Origin of the sequence: Arthrobacter castelli DSM 16402 (assembly GCF_000430705.1) — a bacterium.
GTDB lineage: Bacteria > Actinomycetota > Actinomycetes > Actinomycetales > Micrococcaceae > Arthrobacter_C > Arthrobacter_C castelli.
Genome location: NZ_AUMN01000002.1, coordinates 99,369 through 125,611, shown reverse-complemented (window position 1 = coordinate 125,611; position 26,243 = coordinate 99,369). Strand labels below are relative to the sequence as shown.

Annotated in this window: 25 protein-coding genes; 1 reads left to right on the top strand and 24 read right to left on the bottom strand. The window is 66.3% G+C overall.

Features of this window, described 5'->3' with window-relative positions:
- Window positions 1-36 precede the first annotated feature (36 nt).
- The 19 genes from pyrF to rpsD all read right to left on the bottom strand — a co-directional run bounded on the left by pyrF (window position 37) and on the right by rpsD (window position 19,837).
- The gene (pyrF, locus tag H535_RS0103145; protein WP_026818387.1) at window positions 37-888 is read right to left on the bottom strand and encodes an orotidine-5'-phosphate decarboxylase; all 852 of its coding nucleotides are present in this window, start codon (window positions 886-888) and stop codon (window positions 37-39) included.
- On the bottom strand, window positions 885-4,196 hold the full coding sequence (gene carB, locus H535_RS0103140; RefSeq protein ID WP_026818386.1) for a carbamoyl-phosphate synthase large subunit: 3,312 nt from the start codon (window positions 4,194-4,196) through the stop codon (window positions 885-887). The genes pyrF and carB overlap by 4 nt, the downstream gene beginning before the upstream one ends.
- Window positions 4,189-5,421: a glutamine-hydrolyzing carbamoyl-phosphate synthase small subunit gene (carA, locus tag H535_RS23210; RefSeq protein WP_035768193.1), complete on the bottom strand. Its 1,233-nt coding sequence runs from the start codon at window positions 5,419-5,421 to the stop codon at window positions 4,189-4,191. The genes carB and carA overlap by 8 nt, the downstream gene beginning before the upstream one ends.
- Complete coding sequence (locus tag H535_RS23205) at window positions 5,418-5,948, bottom strand: PH-like domain-containing protein (protein WP_051298423.1); 531 nt, start codon at window positions 5,946-5,948, stop codon at window positions 5,418-5,420. The genes carA and H535_RS23205 overlap by 4 nt, the downstream gene beginning before the upstream one ends.
- Window positions 5,936-7,267: a dihydroorotase gene (locus H535_RS0103125; protein WP_026818385.1), complete on the bottom strand. Its 1,332-nt coding sequence runs from the start codon at window positions 7,265-7,267 to the stop codon at window positions 5,936-5,938. Before H535_RS0103125 ends, H535_RS23205 begins: the two co-directional genes overlap by 13 nt.
- Entirely contained in the window at window positions 7,264-8,271 is a 1,008-nt protein-coding gene (locus H535_RS0103120) for an aspartate carbamoyltransferase catalytic subunit (RefSeq protein WP_026818384.1), read from the bottom strand. Before H535_RS0103120 ends, H535_RS0103125 begins: the two co-directional genes overlap by 4 nt.
- On the bottom strand, window positions 8,268-8,852 hold the full coding sequence (gene pyrR / locus H535_RS0103115; protein WP_026818383.1) for a bifunctional pyr operon transcriptional regulator/uracil phosphoribosyltransferase PyrR: 585 nt from the start codon (window positions 8,850-8,852) through the stop codon (window positions 8,268-8,270). The genes H535_RS0103120 and pyrR overlap by 4 nt, the downstream gene beginning before the upstream one ends.
- A gap of 63 nt (window positions 8,853-8,915) precedes the next feature.
- Window positions 8,916-9,326 carry a transcription antitermination factor NusB gene (nusB, locus tag H535_RS0103110; protein ID WP_026818382.1) on the bottom strand — a complete coding sequence of 137 codons (411 nt, stop codon included), beginning with the start codon at window positions 9,324-9,326 and terminating at the stop codon, window positions 8,916-8,918.
- Window positions 9,323-9,886: an elongation factor P gene (efp, locus tag H535_RS0103105; RefSeq protein ID WP_026818381.1), complete on the bottom strand. Its 564-nt coding sequence runs from the start codon at window positions 9,884-9,886 to the stop codon at window positions 9,323-9,325. The genes nusB and efp overlap by 4 nt, the downstream gene beginning before the upstream one ends.
- 157 nt (window positions 9,887-10,043) lie before the next feature.
- Window positions 10,044-11,135, bottom strand: coding sequence for a 3-dehydroquinate synthase (aroB, locus tag H535_RS0103100; protein ID WP_026818380.1), 1,092 nt, complete (start codon window positions 11,133-11,135; stop codon window positions 10,044-10,046).
- Window positions 11,132-11,665: a shikimate kinase gene (locus H535_RS0103095; protein ID WP_035768191.1), complete on the bottom strand. Its 534-nt coding sequence runs from the start codon at window positions 11,663-11,665 to the stop codon at window positions 11,132-11,134. The genes aroB and H535_RS0103095 overlap by 4 nt, the downstream gene beginning before the upstream one ends.
- On the bottom strand, window positions 11,662-12,864 hold the full coding sequence (aroC, locus tag H535_RS0103090; RefSeq protein ID WP_026818379.1) for a chorismate synthase: 1,203 nt from the start codon (window positions 12,862-12,864) through the stop codon (window positions 11,662-11,664). Before aroC ends, H535_RS0103095 begins: the two co-directional genes overlap by 4 nt.
- Window positions 12,865-12,869: 5 nt before the next feature.
- On the bottom strand, window positions 12,870-13,796 hold the full coding sequence (locus tag H535_RS0103085) for a shikimate dehydrogenase family protein (protein ID WP_026818378.1): 927 nt from the start codon (window positions 13,794-13,796) through the stop codon (window positions 12,870-12,872).
- 3 nt (window positions 13,797-13,799) lie between these two features.
- Complete coding sequence (gene mltG, locus H535_RS0103080) at window positions 13,800-15,014, bottom strand: endolytic transglycosylase MltG (protein ID WP_026818377.1); 1,215 nt, start codon at window positions 15,012-15,014, stop codon at window positions 13,800-13,802.
- Window positions 15,011-15,601: a Holliday junction resolvase RuvX gene (gene ruvX / locus H535_RS23200; RefSeq protein WP_051298422.1), complete on the bottom strand. Its 591-nt coding sequence runs from the start codon at window positions 15,599-15,601 to the stop codon at window positions 15,011-15,013. Before ruvX ends, mltG begins: the two co-directional genes overlap by 4 nt.
- A gap of 2 nt (window positions 15,602-15,603) precedes the next feature.
- Window positions 15,604-18,297: an alanine--tRNA ligase gene (gene alaS, locus H535_RS0103070; protein ID WP_026818376.1), complete on the bottom strand. Its 2,694-nt coding sequence runs from the start codon at window positions 18,295-18,297 to the stop codon at window positions 15,604-15,606.
- Between the two features lie 92 nt (window positions 18,298-18,389).
- On the bottom strand, window positions 18,390-18,629 hold the full coding sequence (locus tag H535_RS0103065) for a hypothetical protein (protein ID WP_026818375.1): 240 nt from the start codon (window positions 18,627-18,629) through the stop codon (window positions 18,390-18,392).
- 47 nt (window positions 18,630-18,676) lie between these two features.
- Complete coding sequence (locus H535_RS0103060; RefSeq protein ID WP_026818374.1) at window positions 18,677-19,051, bottom strand: DUF948 domain-containing protein; 375 nt, start codon at window positions 19,049-19,051, stop codon at window positions 18,677-18,679.
- 159 nt (window positions 19,052-19,210) lie between these two features.
- Window positions 19,211-19,837, bottom strand: a complete 627-nt coding sequence (rpsD, locus tag H535_RS0103055) for a 30S ribosomal protein S4 (protein ID WP_026818373.1) — start codon at window positions 19,835-19,837, stop codon at window positions 19,211-19,213.
- Window positions 19,838-20,146: 309 nt separating this feature from the next.
- Here rpsD and H535_RS0103050 point away from each other — a divergent pair, with 309 nt between their 5' ends.
- Window positions 20,147-21,010: a hypothetical protein gene (locus H535_RS0103050; RefSeq protein ID WP_155838512.1), complete on the top strand. Its 864-nt coding sequence runs from the start codon at window positions 20,147-20,149 to the stop codon at window positions 21,008-21,010.
- 45 nt (window positions 21,011-21,055) lie between these two features.
- On the opposite strand, the gene H535_RS0103045 is transcribed toward H535_RS0103050, so the two are convergent.
- From H535_RS0103045 to H535_RS0103025, 5 genes are all read right to left on the bottom strand, one after another.
- Window positions 21,056-22,507 (bottom strand): replication-associated recombination protein A, encoded by a 1,452-nt coding sequence (locus tag H535_RS0103045; protein WP_026818371.1) that lies wholly within the window; start codon window positions 22,505-22,507, stop codon window positions 21,056-21,058.
- Between the two features lie 62 nt (window positions 22,508-22,569).
- The gene (locus H535_RS0103040; protein WP_026818370.1) at window positions 22,570-23,706 is read right to left on the bottom strand and encodes an FAD-dependent oxidoreductase; all 1,137 of its coding nucleotides are present in this window, start codon (window positions 23,704-23,706) and stop codon (window positions 22,570-22,572) included.
- 1 nt (window position 23,707) lies between these two features.
- Window positions 23,708-24,484 (bottom strand): class I SAM-dependent methyltransferase, encoded by a 777-nt coding sequence (locus H535_RS23195; protein WP_081416412.1) that lies wholly within the window; start codon window positions 24,482-24,484, stop codon window positions 23,708-23,710.
- Window positions 24,484-25,620 (bottom strand): type III polyketide synthase, encoded by a 1,137-nt coding sequence (locus H535_RS0103030; RefSeq protein WP_425387252.1) that lies wholly within the window; start codon window positions 25,618-25,620, stop codon window positions 24,484-24,486. Before H535_RS0103030 ends, H535_RS23195 begins: the two co-directional genes overlap by 1 nt.
- A gap of 89 nt (window positions 25,621-25,709) precedes the next feature.
- Window positions 25,710-26,231: a PaaI family thioesterase gene (locus H535_RS0103025; RefSeq protein WP_026818368.1), complete on the bottom strand. Its 522-nt coding sequence runs from the start codon at window positions 26,229-26,231 to the stop codon at window positions 25,710-25,712.
- Window positions 26,232-26,243: the final 12 nt, after the last annotated feature.

Genomic DNA, 26,243 nt, shown 5'->3' with positions numbered 1-26,243 from the left:
GCCCGTGGCGGGCGCGCAACACGTTGCCGAGTCCGTTCAGCGCTGGGCACGCAACTCGTCGCGGAGCCGCTCGGCCGCCTCACGAAGTTGTTGCCCGCCCGGCCCCGCGGCGAGTACCGAACGGCTGGCGGAGGCCAGCACCCGGCCATAACCGGCCCCGAACGTGGCGGCCAAATCCGCCGGCGTCGCGCCTTGGGCACCGAGGCCCGGTGCCAGTATCGGACCGTTGAACCGGTCCGGATTGATCGATAGCCGCCGCAGTGCCTCACCCGTTGCGGCACCAATCACCACACCGACTGACCCACGGTCGAGACCTTCGTTCTCCGCTGCCGCGTCCTTGACGATCCGGTGTGCCACCGAATAAGGCTCCCCGCGGTGCTGCACCGAGGCGCCTTCCGGGTTGGAAGTCAGCGCCAGCACGAAGACACCCCGCCCGGATTCGCGGGCTGTGTCCAGGGCCGGGCGCAGCGAGCCGAATCCGAGGAACGGGCTGAGGGTGACAGCGTCGGCGGCCAGCGACGAGCCATCACGGAGCCACGCATCCGCGTAGGCAGCCATGGTGGATCCAATGTCTCCGCGCTTGGCATCGGCCAGTGTCAGCACCCCGGCCTCCGCGGCGGCGGTCAAGGTCTCCTCCAGCACCGCCAGGCCGGCTGAGCCGTGGCGCTCGTACAGCGCCACCTGCGGTTTGACGATGGCTGCGCAACCGGCCACCGACTCGACAACCCGCTGCGAAAAGGTCTCGAGCCCGGCCGGCGTGTCTTCCAGCCCCCAGTCGGCCAGCAGCCGCGGGTGGGGATCGATGCCGACACACAGCTGCCCCTTGTCCGCAACGGCACGATGCAGGCGGTGTCCGAAAGGTGCGGAAGGCACCGGCACCGGAGTCATCCTGCTGCCGATTCTTCGAAGGCCGTCGCGAGCCGGGCGGCGTGGCCCTGCAGGCTGGTGACGTCCCACTTGAAGGTGCGCATCGCCTCTATCGCCTGTACCGCGGCTCCGAATTCGGCCACGGTGGTGATGATCGGCCGTCCCACCGATGTCCCCGCGGCGCGGATTTCGTAGCCATCGCCGCGGGCCTGGCCGCCGGAGGGAGTATTGAAAATCATATCCACCTGCCCGGCGTTGATCAGGTCCACGATGGTGCCTTCCCCGTCCGCGCCCGGGCCTTCGGCAACCTTGCGCACGGTGGTGGCATGGATGCCGTTGCGCCGCAGCACATCCGCGGTGCCACCGGTGGAGAGGATTTCAAAGCCGAAGTCGGTCAACCGCTTGACCGGCATGATGATCGACCGCTTGTCGCGGTTGGCCACCGAAACAAAGATCTTGCCCGACGTCGGCAGCGCATTGTTGGCTGCGGCCTGGCTTTTGGCGAAGGCGGTGTCGAAGTACTGGTCGATGCCCATCACTTCGCCGGTGGATCGCATTTCCGGGCCCAGCAGCGAATCGACCACCGTGCCGCCGGGAGTGCGGAACCGGCTGAAGGGCATCACCGCTTCCTTCACGGCAACCGGCGCATGGGCCGGCAACCCGCCGCCGTCGCCGGCTTCCGGCAGGATCTTGTAGACACTGCGCAGGTGGGCGATACTCACGCCGGTTCCGATGAGCGCGGCGGCCTTGGACATCTGCACGCCTGTCGCCTTGGAGACAAAGGGCACCGTCCTGGAGGCCCGGGGATTGGCTTCCAGCACGTAGAGCACGTCGGAGGCGAGGGCGAACTGGATGTTGATCAGCCCGCGAACGCCGACGCCGGAGGCAATAGCCTCGGTGGCCTTCCGCACCCGGTCAATCAACTCCGTGCCCAGCGTGATCGGCGGCAGCACGCAGGACGAGTCGCCGGAGTGTATCCCCGCCTCCTCGATGTGCTCCATCACGCCGCCGAGGTACAGCTCGTTGCCGTCATACAGGGCGTCGACGTCGATTTCCACCGCATCCTCGAGGAAGCGGTCGATCAGCACCGGATGCTCCATGGTGATCTCGGTGGCATTGGCAATATAGCGTTCCAACGCGTCCTCGTCGTAGACGATCTCCATCCCGCGGCCACCGAGCACATAGGACGGGCGCACCAGCACCGGGTAGCCGATCTCGTCGGCGATCTTCTTCGACTCCTCGAACGAGACCGCCGTCCCGTTCTTCGGTGCCAGCAGCGACGCCGACTCCAGTACGTGGCTGAACGCCCCCCGATGTTCGGCCAGGTCGATGGCCTCCGGCGAGGTGCCCAGGATGGGGATGCCGGCGTCGGACAGTGCCTGGGCCAGCTTCAACGGAGTCTGTCCGCCCAGCTGGACGAAGACGCCCATGACTCCCCCGGTGCGTTGCTCGGCCGCGATCACCTCGAGGACATCTTCGAGGGTCAGCGGTTCAAAATACAGCCGGGTGGAGACATCGTAGTCGGTGGAAACCGTCTCCGGGTTGCAGTTGATCATCACGGTCTCATAGCCGGCATCCCCCAAAGCCATTGAGGCGTGCACGCACGAGTAGTCAAACTCGATGCCCTGCCCGATCCGGTTGGGCCCGGAGCCGAGAATGACCACCGACGGCTTGGCGTGCTGCTCGACTTCGTCCTGGAAGTCATAGGAGGAATAGTGGTACGGCGTGTAGGCGGCGAATTCCGCGGCACAGGTATCAACCGTCTTGAACACCGGCCGCACGCCCAGGGCATGCCGGACTCCGCGGACGACGGCGGGGGGCATGTGGGCGAGCCGGCCGATCTGTTCGTCGGAGAAACCGTGCCGCTTGGCCAGCCGCAACACGTCCTCGCTCAGACCCTGCGACTGACGGATCGTTGCTGCAACTTCGTTGAGCAGCTGCAACTGGTCCAGGAACCATGGGTCGATTCCCGTGGATGTGTACAGCTCTTCGATGCCGGCGCCACCGAGCAAGGCCCGTTGCACCTGGGAGAGCCGGTCCGTCGTCGGGCGGGCCGCAGCGGACACCAGCTCCGGCACGTCCGTTTCATGGACCGCTTCGAAGGTCAGCGAGGCGTCGCTCTGTTCCAGCGACCGCAGGGCCTTCTGCAAGGCCTCGGTGAAGTTGCGTCCAAAGGCCATCGCCTCCCCGACCGACTTCATCGTGGTGGTCAGCGTCGGATCCGCGGCCGGGAACTTCTCGAACGCGAACCGCGGGACCTTCACGACGACGTAATCCAGCGTGGGCTCGAAGGAGGCCGGGGTCTTGCGGGTGATGTCGTTGGGGATCTCATCCATCGAGTAGCCCAGGGCCAGCTTGGTGGCGATCTTGGCAATCGGGAAGCCGGTCGCCTTCGAGGCCAGCGCGGAGGACCGCGAGACCCGCGGGTTCATCTCGATGACGACGACGCGGCCGGTGTCGGGTTCAATGGCGAACTGGATGTTGCAGCCGCCGGTGTCCACGCCGACTTCACGGATGACATTGATCGAGATATCGCGCAGCCGCTGGTATTCGCGGTCCGTCAGCGTCAGCGCCGGCGCGACGGTGATCGAATCGCCGGTGTGCACACCCACCGGGTCGACGTTCTCGATCGAGCAGACCACGACGACGTTGTCGTTCGTGTCCCGCATCATCTCCAGCTCGTATTCCTTCCAACCCAGGATGCTCTCCTCGAGCAGCACCTCGTTGGTCGGACTGTAGCGGATTCCGGCGCCGGCAATCCGGCGCAGGTCCTCGGCGTCGTAGGCCAGCCCGGAACCGAGCCCGCCCATGGTGAACGAGGGGCGGACCACCATCGGGTAGCCCAGCTCTCCGGCCGCTTCGAAGGCTTCGTCCAGGGAATGGACGATCTTCGACCGGGCCGATTCGGCGCCGCAACGGGCCACCACCTCCTTGAACGCCTCGCGGTCCTCCCCTGCTTGGATGGCTTCAACGTTCGCGCCGATCAGCGCCACATCGTATTTGGCCAGCACCCCGTTGGATTCCAGCGCGATGGCGGCATTCAGCGCGGTCTGTCCGCCTAGGGTGGGAAGCACCGCGTCGGGGCGTTCGGCGTCGATGATCTTCTCCACCACCTCTTCGGTAATGGGTTCGACATAGGTCGCATCGGAGAACTCGGGATCGGTCATGATGGTGGCCGGATTCGAGTTGACCAGGATGACCCGCAGGCCCTCCTCCTTCAGCACCCGCAGCGCCTGCGTCCCCGAGTAGTCGAATTCGGCCGCCTGCCCAATGACGATCGGGCCGGAGCCAATGACCAGGACGCTGTTCAAATCGGTTCTCTTAGGCATGCTTCTCCTGGCTGGTTTCGGCGGACGGGGCTGCGCCGGTGGTAGTGGCGGACGGGGCTGCGCCGGTGGCTAGCGGGGTCTTCATCAGGTCGATAAAGCGGTCGAAGAGGTACGCCGCATCGTGGGGGCCGGCGGCCGCTTCAGGGTGGTACTGCACCGAAAAAGCCGGCACGTCGAGGCAGTTGAGACCTTCGACGACGTCGTCATTGAGGCAGATATGGCTCACTTCCACCCGGCCGAAGCCGGCCTCGGGCGCCTCGACGGGACCGTCCAGCGGTGCGTCGACGGCGAAGCCGTGGTTCTGGCTGGTGATCTCCACCTTCGATGTGGCACGGTCCAGCACCGGGACGTTGATGCCCCGGTGGCCGTAGCGGAGTTTGTAGGTGCCGAAGCCCAGGGCACGGCCCAGCAGCTGATTGCCGAAGCAAATCCCGAAGAAGGGGATCCTGCGCTGCAGCACCTGCCGCAGCAGTTCGACTTGAGCGGTGGCCGTGGCAGGGTCGCCCGGCCCATTGGAGTAGAAGACCCCGTCGACCCTCAGGTCCTCGATGTCGGCGAGGGTGGCCGAGGCGGGCAGCACATGTACGCGCACTCCCCGCTCGGCGAGCCGCTGCGGGGTCATGGACTTGATCCCCAGGTCGACGGCGGCGATGCTGCCGACGGCATCGGAGTGCCAGCCGTGGTCGGCCGGTTCGATGACGTAGGGCTGGTCAATGCTGACCTCCTCGGCCAGCTGCGCGCCCTCCATGCCCTGGGAAGCGAGCACCGTCTCCAGCAACCGGGCGGCCGGCTGCTCAGCGTCCTCACCGGAGAAGATCCCGGCCCGCATCGCACCCCGCTCCCGCAGGTGCCGGGTCATCGCGCGGGTATCCACACCCTGGATGCCCACGATGCGCTGCCGGCGCAGGTCCTCGTCGAGGCTCATTTCGCTGCGCCAGTTGGACGGCCGGCGCGCCGGATCGCGGACGATATAGCCGGCCACCCAGATGCGGCGTGATTCGGCGTCGTCGCGGTTCACCCCGGTGTTGCCGATGTGCGGGGCGGTCTGCACCACCAGTTGCCGGGCGTAGGACGGATCGGTGATGGTCTCCTGGTAGCCGGTCATCCCGGTGGCGAAGACGGCTTCGCCCAACGCCGTGCCGGTCGCGCCGTAGCTGGAACCGTGGAAGCTGGTGCCGTCCTCGAGGACCAGCACTGCGGCGGTGGGAGTATCTGCTGGTGTCACTTTTTGTCCTTGTTCGTGCTGGAATCGTCGGTGCCGTGTTCGTCGGGGAGAAGATCAGTCAGGGCCTGCTGCAGCGGTTTGCTCTCTGCGGCGAGCCGGGTGCGGAACGCTGTGTCGACGCCGGCTCCGGCCAGCATCCACCGCAGCACGACCAGCCCCTCCTTTTCCACGAATTTGCCGGTCATCCCGCTTTCGGAGCGCACATCGACCAGATCTGCCACGGGGATGAAGACGTCGGTGGCCCCGGTTCGCTGCAGCAGCACCCCCTGGGCGTGGATGCTCAACGTGGCGTTGGACTTCACCCCCAGGGACTGCACCGCCACACGGTCCAGCCAGTCTCCGGCGGTGGTCGTCACGACATATTGGCCGGCCACCTGCGCCATCGCCGGTGAGAGCACCGCCGGTACCTCCGGCAGTGTCCCGATGTGCTGCTGCCGGCGGAGGCGATTGCGCCATCCGAGGCCGATCAACGCCAGCAGCACCACGATGGTGCCGCCGCCGAGCAGCAAGGCTGTCATTTGCTCCATGCGGCCGCCTCCTGCACCGGAGTATTCAACCGGCCGTCGAGGACGGTCGGGTGGCCGCCGAAGAACGTGGCGATCACGGCCCCGGGCAACTCGCGGCCCGCAAACGGACTGTTTCGTCCCTTAGTGGCCATGGCCGATGGTTCCACCTGCCGGCGCGCGGAAGGGTCGACCAGGGTGATGTTCGCCGGTTCGCCGACGGCCAGCGGGCGGCCCTGTCCCGGTACCTGGCCGATGGCGGCAGGTCCGGTGGACATGATCCGCCCGACGGCATCCCAGTCCAGCATCCCGGTGTCGACCATGGTCTGCTGCACCACCGATACGGCGGTCTCCAGACCGGTCATGCCCATCGCGGCCTGGGCCCATTCGCAGTCTTTGGCCTCCGACGGGTGCGGGGCATGATCGGTACCCACGACGTCGATCGTCCCGTCGGCCAGGCCCGCCCGCAGGGCCTGCACGTCAGCGTCCGTGCGCAGCGGTGGATTGACCTTGTACACCGGATCGTAGCTGTGCACCAGGTCCTCGGTGAGCAACAAGTGGTGCGGGGTGACCTCCGCGGTGACCTTGATGCCGCGCTGCTTGGCCCAGCGGATCAGTTCCACCGATCCGGCGGTGGAAACGTGGCAGACGTGCACCCGGGATCCGACATGCTGTGCCAGCAGCACATCCCGGGCGATGATGGACTCCTCGGCCACCGCCGGCCAGCCGGCCAGCCCGAGCACGGCGGACACCGCGCCCTCGTTCATTTGCGCGCCCTCGGTCAGCCGCGGTTCCTGGGCATGCTGGGCGATGACGCCGTCGAACGCCTTGACATACTCGAGCGCCCGGCGCATCAGCAGCGGATCGGCGACGCAGATCCCGTCGTCGGAAAAGACCCGCACCCCGGCACGGGATCCGGCCATCGCTCCGAGCTCAGCCAGCCGCTGGCCCTCGAGACCGATGGTGACGGCGCCGACGGGTCGCACATCCACCCAGCCGGCGCGCAGTCCCAGATGGTGCACCTGCTCGACGACGCCGGCAGTGTCGGCCACCGGCGAGCTGTTGGCCATGGCGTGTACGGCCGTGAAGCCGCCCTGCGCGGCAGCAGCCGAGCCGGTCTCCACCGTTTCGGCGTCCTCCCTGCCCGGCTCACGCAGGTGGGTGTGCATGTCCACCAGCCCGGGCAGCGCAATCAGGCCCGAGGCATCGATCACTTCCGCGTTGCTGCCGGCAGCCTCGGCGCCGACGGCGGCAATCCGTCCGTCTTCAATCAACAGATCCGTGCCGGAGCCGGCGCCAAGGCCGGCTCCGCTGATCAGATAACGTCCCGTCGAATCGCTCACGTGGAGGTGCCTTTCTGCGTGGTCTGAACGTCTGCCGTGCCTCGATGGTGTTCGCCGGAGAGCAGCAGGTACAGCGCCGCCATCCTCACGGACACGCCGTTGCGCACCTGGTCCAGGATCAGCGACCGGTCCGAATCCGCAGCGGCCGCGGAAATCTCCAGCCCGCGGTTCATTGGCCCTGGATGCAGAATCACCGTATCGCCGGCCGCGGACTGCAGCGCCGCCAGGCGGGCCTCGTCAAAGCCCCAACTGCGCGAATATTCCCGCGTCGAAGGGAAGAAGGCCTGGTTCATGCGTTCGGCTTGGAGTCGGAGCATCATCACCGCGTCGACGCCGCCGCGCAGGGTTTCATCCAGGTCGTAGCTGATCGTGCAGGGCCAGGCATGCGCCCCCACCGGCAGCAGGGTGGGCGGAGCAACCAACGTCACCTCGGCACCGAGGGTCTTCAGCAGCCAGAGGTTGGAACGGGCGACCCTGGAATGCAGCACGTCACCGACGATAGCCACCCGCATGCCGGTCAGGTCGGTGCCGCTGGAGCTCCGGCCGGCGAGCTGCGCGGCGTGCCGGCGCAGGGTGAACGCGTCCAGCAGCGCCTGGGTGGGATGTTCGTGGGTGCCGTCCCCGGCGTTCAGCACGGCAGCATCGATCCAGCCCGAGGAGGCGAGACGGTGCGGCGCCCCCGAGGAAGGATGGCGGATGACGACGGCGTCGGCGCTCATCGCCTCAAGTGTCTGCGCGGTGTCTTTGAGGGACTCGCCCTTCGACACCGAGGAACCCTTGACGGCGAAATTGATCACATCCGCCGACAGCCGTTTGCCGGCGGCTTCGAAGGAGGTCCGGGTGCGGGTCGAGTCTTCGAAGAAGAGGTTGACCACGGTGCGGCCGCGCAGCGCGGGCAGCTTCTTCACCTCGCGTTGCCCGACGGCGGCCATCTCCTCGGCCACGTCGAGCACGCCGACGCTGTCGGCATGGCTGAGTGACGATGTTGACAGCAGGTGCCTCATGGCCGGTCCTCGATGACGACCTGGTCTTCGCCGGCGTCCGTTTCGGCCAGTTGCACGCGGACCTTCTCCCGGGTGGAGGTGGGCAGGTTCTTGCCCACATGGTCGGCACGGATCGGAAGTTCACGATGGCCGCGGTCGACCAGCACTGCCAGCCGGACGATGCGCGGCCGGCCCAGGTCGACGATGGCGTCCAGCGCCGCCCGGATGGTGCGGCCGGAGTAGAGCACGTCGTCGACCAGCACCACCACTTTGTTGTCGATGCCGGTGGGCGGCAACTGGGTCGGCATAGGAGAACGCGTGGGATGGTGCTGCAGGTCATCGCGGAACATTGTCACGTCCAGCTGCCCGGTGATCGCCGGGGGGTCCACGGCCGGATCCGAAGTTGCGAGTTTGCGCCCCAGCCGCTCGGCGAGAGGAAAGCCTCTGCGGGGTATCCCCAGCAGCACCAGGTCGTCGGGGCCCTTGTTGGCCTCGAGGAGCTCGTGGGCAATGCGTGTCAGGGCGCGGTCAATATCCGCAGCCGAGAGCACAACACGCGACCGTGGGTCGCTCCGCTGTGAAGATCCGGGCATGCTCGTCATGGGCGCTGCCTCCTTTCCCGCCTCACTGGACGGCCCTTAAAGGTTGCTTGCGTAGCTAAAGTATCATGCCAGCAGGCCGGGTTTGAGCTGTTGCAGCCGTCCCAGCAGCCCATTAATGAATGTTGGTGATTCGTCGGTGGAGAGCATCCTGGACAGCGCCACAGCTTCGCTGACGGCGACCGAATCCGGAACGTCGTCGTTGTACAACAACTCCCAGGCTCCGATGCGGAGGATAATCCGGTCGACCGACGGCATCCGCTCCAGCGTCCACCCCTGCGAATATGTCTGCAGGTGCTCATCAATGGTTTCCTGCAGGGCCACGACTCCCTCGACCAGGTCGGCGGTGTAGGGGTTGATGACCTGTTCGGTTTTCTCGCGGCGCCCGCGCAGTACTTCGATCGGAGCCGCTTCACGCTGCTCCGCTTCGAAGAGGATATCGACGGCCCGGCGGCGCGCCTTGGAACGTGCACTCACTCGTTGACGCGTCCCAAATACTCACCGGTGCGGGTGTCGACCTTCACCTTGGTGCCGTTGTCCACGAACAGCGGGACGCCGATCTGGTAGCCCGTCTCGAGCGTCGCGGATTTGGTGCCGCCGCTGGAACGGTCGCCCTGCAGGCCGGGTTCGGTGTAAGTGATTTGAAGCGTGACCGACGGCGGCAGTTCAATGTACAGCGGCGTGCCTTCATGGACGGCGATATTGACGTTCTGGTTCTCCAGCATGAAGTTGGTGGCGTTGCCAACGACGCCGCCGGGGACCATGATCTGGTCGTAGTCGGCAGTGTCCATGAAGATGAAGTCTTCGCCGTCCTGGTACAGGTACTGATAATCCCGGCGGTCAACGTTGGCCATGTCAACCTTGGCGCCGGCGTTGAAGGTCCTGTCCACGGCCTTGCCGGACACGACATTACGGAGCTTGGTGCGGACGAACGCACCGCCCTTGCCGGGCTTCACGTGCTGGAACTCCAGGACGCTCCACAGCTGCCCGTCCAAATTCAACACGGTTCCGTTCTTGATGTCGTTGCTTGTCGCCACAAGTGTCTCTTTCGTTGAGGATCATTGTCTCGAACCGGCTGGTGCGACGCCGGCCGGTGCTTCAACCGGCCGGTGCTTCAGGGGCGCAAAAAAGGTCCGGCTGTCTATTCTACCGGGTCTCGGTGCGGCGTGGGACGCCTTACTCGACCACCGGGTCTCACGCTGCGATTTCCTGGTACGCGGCGAACAGCAGCGAGGTATCGGGGACATCGAGCACACCCGGTTTGGCCAGGTCATCGAGCACCACGAACCTGAGCAGGTCCCCGCGGGCCTTCTTATCGCGGCGCATGCCATCGAGCAGGGTGGGCCACCGGTCACGGCGGTACGTCACCGGCAGGGTGAGCGACTTGAGGATGCTGTGATGCCGGTCCACCACTGTGTCGTCGAGCCGGCCCACCATCCGGGCCAGCTCCGCGGCGAACACCATCCCGATGGACACGGCGGCACCATGACGCCATTGGTAGCGTTCGGCCAGTTCGATCGCGTGGCCCAGGGTGTGGCCGTAATTGAGCATCTCACGCATCCCGGATTCACGCAGGTCATTGGAGACCACGCCTGCCTTCACTGCGATGGCGCGCTCCACCAGGTCCCGGACCACTGGATTGGAGGGGTCTTGAACGGCCGCCGGGTCGGCCTCGATGGCCTCGAGAATCTCCGGATCGGAAATGAAGCCGCACTTGACCACCTCGGCCATTCCGGACAGCAACTCATTGCGGGGCAGCGTGCCCAGGGTGTCCAGGTCCGCCAGCACCCCGGCGGGCGGATGGAACGAGCCGACCAGATTCTTCCCTTCGGCGGTGTTGATGCCGGTCTTTCCCCCGACGGCGGCGTCAACCATCCCAAGCAACGTGGTCGGCATATGGACCACTTTGATGCCCCGCAACCAGGTGGCGGCCACGAAACCGGCCAGATCGGTGACGGCGCCTCCCCCGACGGCGACAATGGCATCGGATCGGGTGAAATCATTCTGCCCCAGCACTTGCCAGCAGAACGAGGCGACTTGGATGTGCTTGCCCTCTTCAGCGTCCGGGATCTCTGCGGTCACGGCTGTCAGTCCCGAACCGGCAAGGTCCTCGCGGACCGTGTCACCGGTGGTGCGCAACGCCCGCGGATGGATCACCAACACCCTGTGGACCCGCTCCCCCAGGATCGGCGCCAGCCGGGACAGCAGGCCGTGCCCGACCACGACGTTGTAGTTGTCCGACGGCGCGCGCCCGGAGACATTAATGGTGGTGTCCTCGACAGTCACTGTAGATAGTTCCTTTCCTGCAGCAGGGCCATCAGCCGTGCTGCCAATTCGTGCACGTCTCCGCGCCGGGTATCAAGGGTGAGGTCGGCCAGTTGCTCGTAGACCGGCCGCCTCAAGTCAAACAGCCGCACCCACGACGTGACAGGGTCTTCGGCCAGCAGCGGCCGGTGGCCCTTGCCACTGATCCGCGGCATGACGGTTGCCAGGTCGGTCACCAGGTAGACGACGACGGCGGCGCCGCTGGAGAGCAATTGGGCGGTGCCGGTATCCAGCACGGCTCCGCCACCGACCGAAATCACCGTCCCGGCGTGCTCGCCGGATTCCAGCAGCCGCGCCAGCGTGGCGGCTTCCTTATGGCGGAAGAACCGCTCGCCGTATCGTGCGAACATCTCTGGTATCGGCCCATGGGCCCGGGTGACAATGCGGTCTGTGTCCGAAAACGCCACCGACAGCTGGTGGGCCAGTTCCTGCCCGATCGCAGACTTTCCCGAGGCCATCGGACCGATCAGTACAATCGGCGGATTGGTCATTGCATACCCGAGGAGTCCAATGAACCGTCGATCGCGGCCAGGTAACTGTGCAGGTTCCGACGCGTCTCTGAAATGGAATCGCCGCCGAATTTCTCCATCACGGCCTCGGCCAGCACCAAGGCCACCATCGCTTCGGCCACCACCCCGGAAGCCGGAACCGCGCACACGTCCGAGCGCTGGTGGTGGGCCTTGGCTTCCTCGCCGGTGCTGATGTCGATGGTGCGCAGCGCACGCGGGACGGTCGCGATGGGCTTCATCGCCGACCTGACCCGGAGCACCTCGCCAATGCTCATGCCGCCTTCGATTCCACCGGCCCGGTTGCTGGCCCTCGAGATCCGTCCGTGCTCATCCCGGACAATCTCGTCGTGTGCCGCAGACCCCCGGCGGGCCGCGGTACGCAAGCCGTCACCGATTTCGACACCCTTCATGGCCTGGATTCCCATCAGGGCCGCTGCCAGCCGCGAATCGAGGCGCCGGTCCCAGTGCACATAGCTGCCCAAACCGGGCGGTAGGCCGTAGGCAAGCACTTCGACGACTCCGCCGAGGGTCTCGCCGTCCTTATGCGCGGCATCGACTTCGGCCACCATCGCCTGTGAGGTGTCCGGATCGAAGCACCGCAGCGGATCCTCGTCGAGGGCAGCGACGTCTTCCGGGACCGGAAGCGGGCCGCCCTGCGGCACTTCCACAGAGGCCAGGGACACGGTGTGGCTGACCAGTTCGATGCCCAGGGACTTGAGCAGCTGCGCCGCCACGGTGCCAAGTGCCACGCGGGTCGCAGTCTCACGGGCGCTGGCCCGCTCCAGCACCGGACGGGCCTCGTCGAAGGCGTACTTCTGCATTCCGGTGAAGTCAGCGTGTCCGGGGCGGGGCCGTGTCAGCGGCGCGTTGCGGGCCAGGGATTCAACGTCGGCGGGATCGACCGGGTCGGAGGCCATGATCTTTTCCCACTTGGGCCATTCGGTATTGCCTACTTGGACGGCGACCGGGCCGCCCTGGGTCAGCCCGTGCCGGACCCCGCCGGTGACAGTGACCTCATCCTGCTCGAACTTCATCCGGGCCCCGCGGCCGTAACCCAGCCGGCGGCGCGCCAGCGCGGCCTGGATCATGCCGGTCGTCACCTCGACGCCGGCGGGCACACCTTCGAGTATTCCCACCAGGGAGGGGCCGTGGGATTCTCCTGCCGTAAGCCATCGCAACATGGGAACTATCCTGCCATGTCCGGCGGCCGCGGGTCCCTCCGGGGCAGGCGGACCGCGTCACACATTGCATTTATGACGCCGGGCTCGTCGTGGAAACTGCTGCCGGTGAACATCCGCACCTGTTCGAGGCCCTGATAGAGGAGCATTTCCAGTCCAGGGACTATCACGCCGCCACGGCCCCGCCAGGTCTGTGCCAAGGCGCTGGGCCAGGGCTCATAGGCCACATCCAGCAGGATCCCCGCTCCGCCGTCGACCCGGCCCTGCAACCGGGGCGCTGCGGCCATGGCGTCGGCCGCGTGCGGGGGCAGCGTGGAGATCACCAGCCGGGCTCCGGACAACACTGCGGCGCTGTCCTGCATCGGCACGACGGAGACCTGAAGCCCCGCCCTTTCCGCGAAACGGACAGTATCCGCGGCGCGGGCAGGATCACGGACACACAGCGACACCCGGTCGACCCCGAGCGCCGCCAGCGCCGCAGCGGCCGCCAGCGAGGTGCCGCCCGCCCCGAGAATGACCGCGGACCGTTCAGTAGTCCCGCCGGCGTGGTTTATCGCCCGGATCATGCCTGTGACATCCGTATTATGGCCGGTCAGAGTCGGGCCTGCGGCACCGGCGTCGAACGTGACGGTGTTGAGTACTCCCAAGGCCGATGCCGTCTCCGAGAGACGGTCGACGTACTTCACCATGGCCGACTTCAGCGGCATGGTCACGGATAAACCGCGCCAGCAGCTATCGGTAGTGTCCTGATCATCTGTAGTGTCCGGATCCCCGCGGAGCCCATCCATATAGGCTTCCAGCTGTTCCGGGGTCATCTCCACCGCGCTGTAGGCGATGTCAACACCGAGATGGCGGTAGGCGGCGTGATGCAGCGCAGGCGACTTGGAATGACCGATCGGTGACCCAAGGACGGCCGCGCGCGCGGGACCTGTCACTTGCTATTGACACCTGCCCTGATGGTTATCGCACCATTGCTGGAACTTGTTGACGTTCTTCACGTGCCCGGCATGGCGTTCTGCGAACAATGTCTTTCCGGTATCCAGATTCACGGTGACCCAGTAATAATACGGATTCTCGGGCGGATCCGCCGCCGCCTTAATCGCGGGCAGCGACGGAGAACCGATCGGCCCGACGGGCAGTCCCGGGTTGGCGTAGGTGTTGTACGGGTTGGACTTGTCGTTCTTTTCTTTGTCAGTGACCTGGTAGCTCTTGCGGCCCAGCCCATAGGTCACCGTGGCATCGGATTGGATGAACCGGCCGATTTCCTTGATCGGCTCATGCAGCCGGTTCTGGATGGCCCCCGCAATCTCTTCATAGCTCTTCGGATTGCCTTCGTGCTCAATGATGCTGGCGACCGTTAGAACCCGGTACTGTTCTTTTTTGCCTTCGACGCCGGCCTTCTTCAAGTTCGCGAATGTTTTGTCGACCAGCATGTTGATGATGTCGGCGGCGCCTGCGTCCAGCGGGAATCGGTACTCGCCCGGCGACAGGTAGCCTTCGAGGCTCGGAGCCTGCTTGGGAAGGCCGAACCGGGTGGGGTCGGCGGCCAGCTTCTCGAATTTCTTCACCGGGATTCCGGAGGCCTCGGACAAGACCTTGAACACCTGCGGCTGGCGCAGCCCCCGGTCCACCGCGGCATAATGCACGGCCGTCTGGTCCGTGTTCAGCAAGGAGGCCACAGCCTTGGCCGCCGGCATCTTCTGCTTCAATTCATAGGTGCCCGGCTGGATCACGTTTCCGCTGTCGTCGGCGGCCAGCGCTTCCATGAAAGCGCCGGTGCTCGCGACGACGCCGCTGTCCACCAGATTCTCCGCGATGCCGATCGAGGGGGCGCCTTGCTGCACCTGGACCTTCACCGACCCGGTGCCGGGACCCGGGTAATCGGCCATCGAGTCGTCACCGCCGGTGAAGAACGGCACGACGAACGAAACGGCGAAGACGACGACCGCCGCGAAGAAGACCAGTGCGGCCGTCAGCGCGATCGTCCGCCGGCGGCGGCGCTTGCGCCGCTCCCGGGCGGGCCGCTGTGCCCGGCGGGAGCTCAGGGGCATGTGTTCGGCGGTGTGTTCGTAGAGGAACTCGTGGGGGTCGGGCGCCTCGCCTGCCTCCTCATCGGAGTCAGCCGGAGTGTCGCCGGGGTGTACACGGCTCACTGATCGTCTCCTTCCCGCCTTGCAGGATGCACCGGACTTTCAGATTCCTCCGGAATCGGACCGTTTGGCCCGGCTGGCGCGTCACCGCCACCGGGGCTCACCACGTCCCCCACGTCCATGCTGAGTGATCGCTGCATATCAATGGCTTGTTGAAGGATGCCAACTGCAGCTGCCTGATCCACCACTTTACGATGATTACGTCCCGATACACCAGCGGCATGCAGGGACCGGTGTGCGCTGACCGTGCTTAACCGTTCGTCGATCAGCCGGATTTCGGCGTCGATTCCCGCCTGGCCGGCAGCGGCGGCCAGTAGTGAAGCATATTCCCGTGCCATCTGCGCGGAGGCGCTTTCGCCCCCGCGCAGGGTGCGTGGCAGTCCCACGAAAATCCGGGTGGCATTCCGTTCGGAGGCTTCGCGGATGACCACGCGGACGTCGGAATTCTTCTTCGCATCACGCTTCAGGGTCTTAACCGGCGTGGCGATCATGCCGTGCGGATCGCACACGGCAAGTCCCACTCGCACGAGCCCGACGTCGACACCGAGTTGCACTCCGGGCGTCAGGCCACCGGCCGATGACACAGTAATGCTCAGCCCCGCCGGGCGATCGCATCGGTAATGGCGGACAAGGCGGCAGCGATTTGGCCGGGGTCGGAACCGCCGCCCTGCGCGACGTCGTCCTTGCCGCCGCCGCCACCGCCCAGGATGCCGGCCGCCAGCTTGACCAGGGAACCTGCCTTGACGCCGGTGGCGCGGGCTTGTTCGTTCGTCGCCACCAACACCAGCGGACGGTTCTTCGACCGTCCGGCCACTGCGACAGCCGAGGGCCCGGAGCCCAGCCGGTTGCGCAGGTCGAGTGCCAGCGACCGCAGATCGTCCGCGCCCGAAACCTCGCCGGCGTCGTGGGTCACCAGCCGCACCCCGGCCACGTCACGGGCCGAGTCCAGCAGGGCTGCGGCGGAGGCGGCCAGCTGTTCCTGGCGCAGCCGGTCCAGTTCCTTCTCGGCCGTCTTGAGCTTGTTCAGGGTCGCCGAGATCCGCTCGGGCAGCTGGGCCGAGGGAACCTTCATCATGTCGGACAATTCGGTGACCAGGGCGCGTTCGGCGGCGAGGTGGCGGAAGGCCTCCATCCCGACGAACGCTTCGACCCGGCGGTTCCCGGATCCCACGGACTGCTCGCCGAGCAGCGTCAGGGAGCCGATCCTGGAGGTGGATCCCACGTGCGTGCCGCCGCACAGTTCGCGCGACCACGCACCATCGATTTCCACGACCCGGACCTGGTCCCCGTAGGCCTCGCCAAACAGTGCGGTCGCCCCCATGTCCTTGGCCTGCTGCAGCGGCATCACCTTGGTCTCGACGGGAAAATCGTTGCGGATGGCAAGATTGGAGACTTCCTCGACCTCGCTGGCCGCCGCCTGGCTCAGGCCTTCGCCCCAGGCGAAGTCGAACCGCAGGTAGCCGGCCTTATTGAACGATCCGCGCTGCATCGCTTCCGGGCCGAGGACCTGGTGCAGTGCCGCATGGACAATGTGGGTTCCCGAGTGTGCCTGTTCGGCGGACTGCCGGCGCTGGGGATCGACGGCGGCCAGCGCCTGCGAGCCGCTGCTGACTTCCCCTTCGCGGACAGTTCCTTTATGCACGATCAGCCCCTTGACCGGGCTCTGCACATCGCGCACTTCGACCACGTATCCGTCGCCGGTGATCATGCCGACGTCGGCGGCCTGTCCGCCGGCCTCCGCGTAGAACGGGGTGGCATCGAGGACAAGTTCAATGTCTTCGCCGGCACGGGCGGCCGGGACATTGGCGCCGTCCTTGATCACACCGCGCACTGTGGATTCGGTGGTGAGTTCGTCATAGCCGGTAAAGGCCGTATTGCCGGCGGCGAGCAGGGTGTTGAACACCGACACATCCGCGTGCCCGAGCTTCTTTTGCTTGGCGTCGGCCTGCGCACGCTCACGCTGTTCATTCATCAGGGTCCGGAATCCGGCCTCGTCGACCTTCACCCCGGCTTCTTCGGCCATTTCCAGCGTCAGGTCGATGGGGAAACCATACGTGTCATGCAGGGTGAACGCGTCCGACCCGGACAGCGCCGAGCCGGCGGCCTTGGACGCGGCGACGGATTGCTCCAACCGGGCAGTACCCGAGGCGATAGTGCGCAGGAACGATTTTTCCTCGGCGTAGGCGACGCGGCTGATCCGCTCAAAATCGGATTCCACCTCGGGGTAGGTCTGTTTCATCGCGTCGCGGGAGACGGGCAGCAGGTCCGGCAGGCAGGCCTGCTCGACGCCGAGGAGCCGCATGGCGCGCACCGCCCGCCGGATCAGCCTGCGCAGCACGTAGCCGCCACCCTCATTCGAGGGTGTGACGCCGTCGCTGATCAGCATCAGCGCCGAGCGGATATGGTCGGCCACCACCCGCATCCGCACATCATCGGCGTGGTGGGGGTCGTCGTCCGACTCGGCGCTGGTGTATTCCTTGCCGGAGAGCGCCGCCGCCGCATCGAGCACCGGACGCACCTGGTCGGTCTCGTACATATTGTCGACGCCCTGCAGCACGAGGGCCAGTCGTTCCAGGCCCAGGCCGGTGTCGATATTCTTGCTCGGCAGTTCGCCGACGACGTCGAAGTCTTCTTTGCTGCGTACCTCGGAGAGCTGGTACTGCATGAACACCAGGTTCCACAGCTCGATGTACCGCGTCTCGTCCGCTACGGGCCCGCCTTCGATGCCGTAGGCCGGCCCTCGGTCGTAGTAGATCTCCGAGCAGGGTCCGCCCGGCCCGGCCTGGCCGGCATGCCAGTAGTTGTCGGCCTTGCCGGTGCCCTGGATCCGCTCGTGGGGCAGGCCGATCTTGTCGTGCCAGATGGCGCGCGCTTCGTCGTCGCGCTCGTCGCCGTCCTCATAGACGGTGACCCACAAACGCTCCGGGGCCAGGCCGTATCCGCCGGCCTCGACCGGTGAGGTCAGTAGTTCCCAGGCAAAGGTGATGGCGTCGTCTTTGAAGTAGTCGCCGAAGGAGAAGTTGCCGCACATTTGGAAGAAGGTGCCATGCCGGGCGGTCTTGCCGACCTCTTCGATATCGGCCGTGCGGATGCACTTCTGGACGCTGACGGCGCGGTTGTATGGAGGAGTCTGGCGGGCGGTCAGATACGGTATGAACGGCACCATACCGGCCACTGTGAACAGCAGGGACGGATCATTCGAGACAAGGGACGACGACGGGACAACGCTGTGCCCCCTGGCCGAAAAGAATTCTGTCCAGCGCCGTGCAATCTCGTGCGACTTCATCTATCAATATACCTTCCGCCTGATACCGCCGGATCGTGACCCGGCCAGCTGGTGGCCGCTCCCTGTCGGACAATTCCCGTGCGGGCACTTCCCTATTGGCTGGACCCTGTCCGCTGTTCCGTGTCGATACCGAGCGCGATCCGCAGGTCGGCTTCGCGTTCGCTCATGCCCTGCCGCATCGTCTCTGCGAATCCGGAGACACTGTCGGCCAGCGAACCCATCGCCCGGTTGATCCCTTCCGGTCCGTACTTTGCCTTGGCCTCGGAGGCTTTGCGCACGGCAATAATGCCGATCGTCACGCCGATGCCGACCCAGATCAGACGCTTGGTCATGGTGCCTCTCCTGCTGTGAAGATTGAGTTGGACATGTTGGGCGGTGGCTATCTGCTGCGGGGTGGTGTATGCCGGCCGCCCCGGCCTCCGAAGGCCGAACGCACACCGTAGGAGAAAGCTGCCACCTTGATCAGCGGCGCTCCCAGCGTGGCCGCAACCAGTGAGGACAGCGCCGATACATTCGCGGAGGCGTCCGAGACATTGTTGGTGATGCCGTCGACCTTGCGCAGTTGCGAGTTCGTGGTGGACACCGTCGTGGTGACCTCGTCGAGCAACGGCGTGGTCTCGTCACTCAGTGAGCGGATGGTGGTTCGCAGCTCGTCGAAGACCTTGCCGAGTTTCAACACCGGTATGGCCAACAGGGCGACGAGGATGGCAAAAACGCCGGCGGCGATGAGGCCGGCAATATCTCCACCAGACATAGCGGACTGCTCCTTTTTCGTATAACGATGTACCGGCCAGCGCCGCAGGCCGCAACGGCTCGGTGCACTGGTGACGCTATGTACCTTACCCACATGACAGCCCGCGGCGCTTGCCGCGGGCTGTCGAGTGTGGCGCTGCAGCTGGATTCAGCGTGGCTCTTAGCGGGCGTAGTACTCGACCACGAGCTGCTCTTCGCAGGTGATCGGAACTTCCGGCCGCTTCGGACGGCGGACCAGCCGGGCGTGCAGCTTCTCCAGCTGGACGTCCAGGTAGGCCGGCACATCCGGGAGCACGTCACGGTGGGCGCCGGCCGCAGCCACCTGCAGCGGAGTCATCTTCTCGCTGCGCGGGTGGACGTGGATCAGCTGGCCCTCGGACACACGGTAGGACGGGCGGTCAACCCGTCCGCCGTCGACCATGATGTGGCGGTGAACCACCAACTGGCGCGCCTGGGCGATGGTGCGGGCAAAGCCGGACCGCAGCACCAGCGCATCGAGACGCATTTCCAGCAGCTCGACCAGGCTCTCACCGGTCAGGCCATGGGTGCGGCGTGCTTCCTCGAAGACGCGGGTCATTTGTGCTTCGCGGATACCGTACTGGGCGCGCAGCCGCTGCTTCTCGCGCAGCCGCACCGCGTAGTCGCTGTCCTGCTTGCGCCGGGCGCGGCCGTGTTCACCCGGCGGGTATGGGCGGCGTTCAAAGTACTTGGCGGCCTTGGGGGTAAGTGCCAGGCCCAAGGCCCGGGACGCCCGCGCTTGGCGGCGGGCACGTGCTTGTGCAGTCACGTTGTCCTTCCATATATACTGTCAGTAGAGGTTAGGCTAGCCTCACCGATTACCGAGGCGGGTCCTTCCGGACCACGCCTGCGATCGGTTCCCTTTATGGCTCTACACCGCAGGGGAACGGATCGGCTGCACATGCCCGTCGTATTGGCCCACGCAAAGGAGGACACCACGATGGAACACCGGCAACCAAGTGCCGCTGAGGTAGCGCGTACATTATTGACGGGTGCGGGGACCGCCACGCTCGGGTCAGCCGCTACCCAAAGTGCCGTGCCGGTGCTTCATGCCGAGACCGCCGCAGGTGCGTACATCTTGGTTGGGGACACACACACGCTGGCCGGGCTTGGCCTTGATTCACCCGTCAGCGACCTACTCTACCGTGAAGTATGCCCGCTGCGCGACTTGGCCGGTCCTGGATCGAAGATGCGCCCCTCGGAACAGGCGGGCTCTACCGACGCCGCTGCTGAGGCCGGCTCCTCTGAAGACTCCGACGCGTCCCGGTGCTTGCTGCGTTATCCGGTCACCTTGGAGATTTCGTCGATGGCACCGGTCGCCGACATCCACATTGAGCGCAGCTCCGCCCGTTACTTTGGGAAAATCACCCCGCTGCCCGCCGCGGCGGTGCCCGGCGCGCTGCAGGCCGAATGCTCAGGTGTGCGCTTGTCCGAAGTGCTCGGATACCGTCCGGATGCCAAACTGTTCGCTTTCAGCCCGGAGCGGGCCCGGCTCACAGATGGATCCGGCCGTCACGATGTGGAGGCCGAAGACGTGCTGTCCGCGGTTCCCGACCCGCTGGCCCGGTGGGAAGGTCCGCTGCTGCGTGGCATTGAGGACCAATACGGTCCGGCGGTGCTGGATACCGTCAGGGCGCTGGACCTGGACACTGAGACGCTGGGTATCGGGAGCATGGGCACAGTGGAGTCGGTCCGGATGATCGGTGTGGACCAGTATGGCTTGACGCTTCAGTGCCGCTGGGATGCCACAGCGTGCATCTGGAGGGCGTTGCTGCCCGACGACGCCCCAGGCGGCTGTCCCGGCCGCACCGTCGACGGCGCTGGCGGATGCCATTCGACCACCGCGGTGATCCGGTTGCCGTTCGCCGGGCCGGCCGGCACCTCGGATGCCGTGCTGCGGCAGGTGCAGTCGCTCGTGTCGGGCCCTGTTCCGGCCCTCTGAGACTGGACAACCGGCGCGACGGGGAGTCCAGCGACCGCGGTAGGGTCACCCGCCGCGGATGATCCGCCGCAGCTTTTCCACCCGCGCCGCCACCTCGCGCTCCGAGCCGAACTGGGTGGGCTGGTAGTAATCGCGGCCCACCAGGTCATCGGGAGGATACTGCTGGGCTGCCACAGCATTCGGGGCATCGTGCGCATACCGGTAGCCCTTGCCATGGCCCAGCTGCTCAGAGCCGGGATAGTGGGAGTCCCGCAGATGCGCCGGGACAGTGCTTCCCTTTCCCGCCCGGATATCGCTGACTGCCGCGTTCAGCCCCATGTAGGCGGCATTCGACTTCGGTGCCGTCGCCATGTGCACCACGGCTTCGGCGAGCACGATCCGCCCCTCCGGCATACCGATCAGCTGGACCGCCTGGGCCGCGGCAACAGCCGTCTGCAACGCCGTCGGGTCGGCCATGCCCACATCCTCCGAGGCCGAAATCACAATCCGCCGGGCGATAAACCGGGCGTCTTCACCGGCTTCGAGCATCCGGGCAAGGTAATGCAGTGAAGCGTCGACATCCGAACCTCTGATGGACTTGATCAAGGCGCTGGCGACGTCGTAGTGCTGGTCCCCCGCCCGGTCGTACCGGACCGCCGCTACATCCAGTGCCTGTTCGGCATGCTCCAGTCCGACCCGTATCGGAGCCGCGCCCCGGGACGGTCTGGCTGGACCTTCTTCGGTGTTCCCATCTTCGCCGGGCTGCTCGCCGGAATGTTCGCTCAGCGCCATGCGCGCGGCCGCTTCCACGGCGGTCAGTCCCCTGCGGGCATCTCCGGCGGCCAGCCTGACCAGGTGGTCCATGGCCTCGTCCGTGACTTCCACCTCGCCGGCCAGCCCCCTTGGATCCCGGACGGCTTTGTCGAGCAGGGCCTGGATGTCGGCCGACGTCAACGGTTGCAGGGTCAGCATTAAAGAACGCGAAAGCAACGGCGCCACCACCGAAAACGACGGGTTCTCGGTGGTGGCGGCTATCAGAATCACCCAGCCGTTTTCGACCCCGGGCAGCAACGCATCCTGCTGGGCCTTGTTGAACCGGTGGATCTCGTCCAGGAAGAGCACGGTGGTGGTGCGGTGCAGGTCCCGGGCCGTCAAGGCGTCGTCCATCACCCGCCGCACATCCTTGACCCCGGACGTGACGGCCGACAGCTCGACGAATTTCCTGCCCGGTCCGCGGGCGATCACATGGGCCAGCGTGGTCTTCCCGGTGCCCGGCGGCCCCCACAGGATGACCGACGTCGAACCGGCTGAGCCGCTGCCCCGATCCCCCGCCGCCAACGCCCGCAGCGGGGACCCGGCGCCCAGCAGATGTTGTTGGCCGACGATGTCGTCGAGGTTCCTGGGGCGCATCCGCACTGCCAAGGGGCTCTTCGGGCCGGACCCGGCCGGTCCGGGCCCCTGATAGGACGTATCGGCTGAGCCGTCGCTATCACTGTCCTGATTGAATAGATCGCTCACTCTTCACAGGTTACTTCCTGTATCGGCCGCGTCCTCCATCGCCGCTGACAAGACCGTGTCCGTCACAGCCAACGCATCGAATATGCCCGCGCCAGTGCCGCCCGCGGACCGGCCGTGAGCAGGGCGCGAAGCAGCAGGTCGCGACCGCGCAGTCGGTACCCGTCCACCGGCCGGCCCATGGCCATGTTGAGCTGAGCCACCCGTGCCGCGATCGCCGCGGAGCGCATGCGCCTTCCCTGGAACCGGTCCAAGGCCTTCGCCTCCCCGCTCCCGTTCGCGGCGTCGGGCAGGAGCGGTGCCAGGGCGGCGGCGTCCAGCCATCCCAGGTTCATTCCCTGCCCGCCGATCGGGCTGACCTGGTGGGCCGCGTCCCCGACCAGCACCACACGCCCGGCCACCATGCGCCCGGCCGTTTGCGTGCGCACGCCGAAGCCGCTGAGCATCCTGTTGCCGGAGGCAGCCACGGCGGTGCCGGTGCGCGCCTGGATCAGTCCGGACAGCAGCTCAGGGGTTGGATCGGTGACGGGGCTTTGCAAGCGGACGACCCAGCGCCGGCGTCCATGGGGCAACGGGAAGGACTCCACCACTCCCTGCGGCTCCAGCCAGATGACAGCGGCCCGTCCGTCGGGTGTTTCGTCAATGAAGTCGCCCATCAGGTACTGGTCGCCGTGCACGGTGGTGCGCACATCGATTCGGCAGGCGGAGCGCACCAGGCTGTTGCCGCCGTCGGCGCCGATGACCATGCGGGCATTCAGCCCGCTGCCGCCATGGCCGGTGGCGACCTGCAGCCGGACATGGTCCGCTTCCTGCTCCAGCCCGCGGACCTGGACTCCGCGCCGCAACGACCCCGGACGGAGCTGTTCGAGCCGGGCGGCAATCAGGGCCTCGGTGCGGTGTTGATCGAGGGCGACGATGTACGGGTGGGCTGCGGATACGCCGTCGAACCCCAGCGAGCCGAAGGTGCGCCCGTCGCTGCGCAGCAAACCGTGCCGGATCCTGGTCCCCTCGGACACTATGGCGCGGGCGATGCCGACGCCGTCGAAGGCCTCCAGCGCCGGCGGGTGGATTCCGATGGCCCTCGAATGGCGTATCGGCTCAGTGCGTTGTTCAAGCACCTGGACGTCGAGGCCCTGGTGCGCGAGCAGCGCGCCGGTAAACAACCCGACAGGTCCTCCCCCGACGACGACGGCGTCCAGCATTTCAGCCTCCCGGAGCCGCCCTGCCGGCCTGGCCGGTCGGGTCGCCGCCCGCCCGATCTGCCACGCCACCCGGACCGGGACCGTCGAAGATGAGCAGGTTGCGGTAGGGACGTTGGTGGGCGACCTGCCATCCATGCGGGGCCAGCGCGGACAGTTCCGCCGTGGTGTAGCTGCGGCGCAACGAGGTCAGCCCGTCCGCCCGGATAAAGGAACGGCGGAACACGGGCCATGTCGCGGTCGAGAACAGCGCATACGCCACCGGACTGCGTTGCAGGTCCGCGTGGACCACCCGCATCCGGCACATCCGCTCGCTGTCGGCCAGCAGGCCGTCCAGCTCGTCGCCGTTCAGGTGGTGGAGCATGTGATTGGAGATGATGACGTCGAAGCGGTGGCCGGCTGCGGCAAGTTCACCGCTGTAGGCCCGCCGGTACGCTAGACCGGGCATCGCCGGTTTCCTCGCCGCGTGGTCAAAAGCCCTTTCGTCCGGATCGATACCGAGGATGGAACAGGCGAAACCGTCGAGCAGGGCCCACCGCGCCAGCGCCCGAGTCACGTCCCCGCCTCCGCACCCGATATCGAGGATGCTGTTCACCGCCTCACGGCGCAGCAGCGGCCGGATCCATGAGCGATAGGTCAGGCGCCAGCGGCCGATCACCGTGTTGATCAAGTGGAATTGATCATAAGTGCGTTCCAGCAGGTGCGGATCGGCGCCGGGATCGTCCATCAGCTCGGTGGCATCGGTGTCCCGCCGGACCAGCCGACCTGGCCACACTGCCATCAGCGGGTCCCGGCCTTATCCGGGGACAGCTTGGTCATCAACGCCGACTCCACCGTCAGCCCGGGCCCGAAGGCCATGGCGCACACCTGCTCTTCGGACTCGGCTGAGCTGTCGTCGAGAATATTCTTGAGGATGAACAGTATTGTCGCGCTGCTCATGTTGCCGTACCGGCGCAGGATTTCCCTCGACGGCGTGAGCTGGTCCGGCCGCAGTTCGAGGTTCGATTCGACTTTGTCCAGGATGCTGCGCCCGCCCGGATGCACGGCCCAGTACTCCACATCCTTGTACGGCCGTCCCGCCAGGGCGGCCTGTCGTGAAAAGAGCGGCCCCAAGGCGTCGTGGATATGTTCACCGATGATTTTGGGAACGTAGCTGCTCAGTACCATTTCGAAGCCTTCGTCGCCGATGGTCCAGGCCATGTCCGCTTCCCCCACGGGGGTCAGCGCGGTATCGAACGCCTCGAGCCGGAGGCCGGCCCCCGCACCAGGCGTACCGGAGACGATGGCGGCCGCCGCGCCGTCGGCGAAGACCGAGGAAGCGATAATCTGGTCTGGGTCGTTGGAGGAACGCACGTGCAGAGTGCACAGCTCGGCACTGACCACCAGCACGACGGCGTCCGGATCGGCCTCGCAGAATGACCGGGCGGCCCGTAGCGCCGGAAACGACGCGTAGCAGCCCATGAAACCCAGATGGTAGCGCTGCACGCGCGGATCCAGCCCGAGCTGACGGACAAGCATATAGTCCGGTCCGGGTTGGTAGAAGCCGGTGCAGGAAACGGTGACCACATGAGTGATGTCATCGGGGCCGATACCTTCGTCCGCCTCCAGCGCCTGCCGCGCCGCATCGATATAGAGCTTGGTCGCCTCCTGGGTATACAGCTCGTTCCTGACCCGGGTCCCGGGGACCAGCAGGGTGCCCGAGTCCCGGTCGTAGAAGTCGCCGCTGTTGCCGCCGTCGCCCCGGGTCATGTCGAACCCGTCAATGACGGTGTGCCGCTGGTCGATGCCCGACTGGTCAAAAGCGGCCCGCAGCAGCCGTTCGCCCAACCGGCTGACGGAGGGCTGGCCCGCGAAACGGTCCCTGGTGGCCGGCTGTTCCAGCACAGTCGAGGGCACCGAGGTCTGTATGGTTCGCACGAAAACCGACATGCCTTCATCTAAGCATGCTGACTTCTATTCAGAGAACAGCGTGGCCATCCCGAAGTTCCGGATCCGGAGTCGCGTGGTCACAGCGCCGGGTCGGGGTGGATGATCAGGCAGCTGCTGGAGGCGGTCGCCAGGACCCGTCCCCCGGCGTCGCGAACCTCGGCGTCGGCGAAGGCCGCGTTCCGACCGCGGCGGGTGACCCAGCCTCGGGCGGTGACGGTGCCGGAGTCCGCGGTGATCGGTCGCAGGAAGGACACCTTGATTTCCAGGCTGGTGTAGCCGACGCCGGCGGGCAGGGTGCTGTGGACCGCGCAGCCGCAGGCGGAGTCGAGGATGGTGGCGAAGAAGCCTCCGTGCACCGACCCGATGGGGTTGTAGTGGGATTCATCGGGCTCGGCGGTCATCATAACCTCGCCGTCGCTGACCGAGACGATCTCCAGGCCGATGTGGCTGCTCATCGGCGGCGGCGGTACCAGGCCCTCGGCCAGGGCGCGTAACTGCTCGAGGCCGGACCGCTCAAACAGTTTCGCCGTGTCCATCTCGGGGCTGTGGTACCGCAGGGTGCGCGAGCGGATCCCTTGTTGCCGGTGTCGTGTCGTCACAGATTCGCCTTC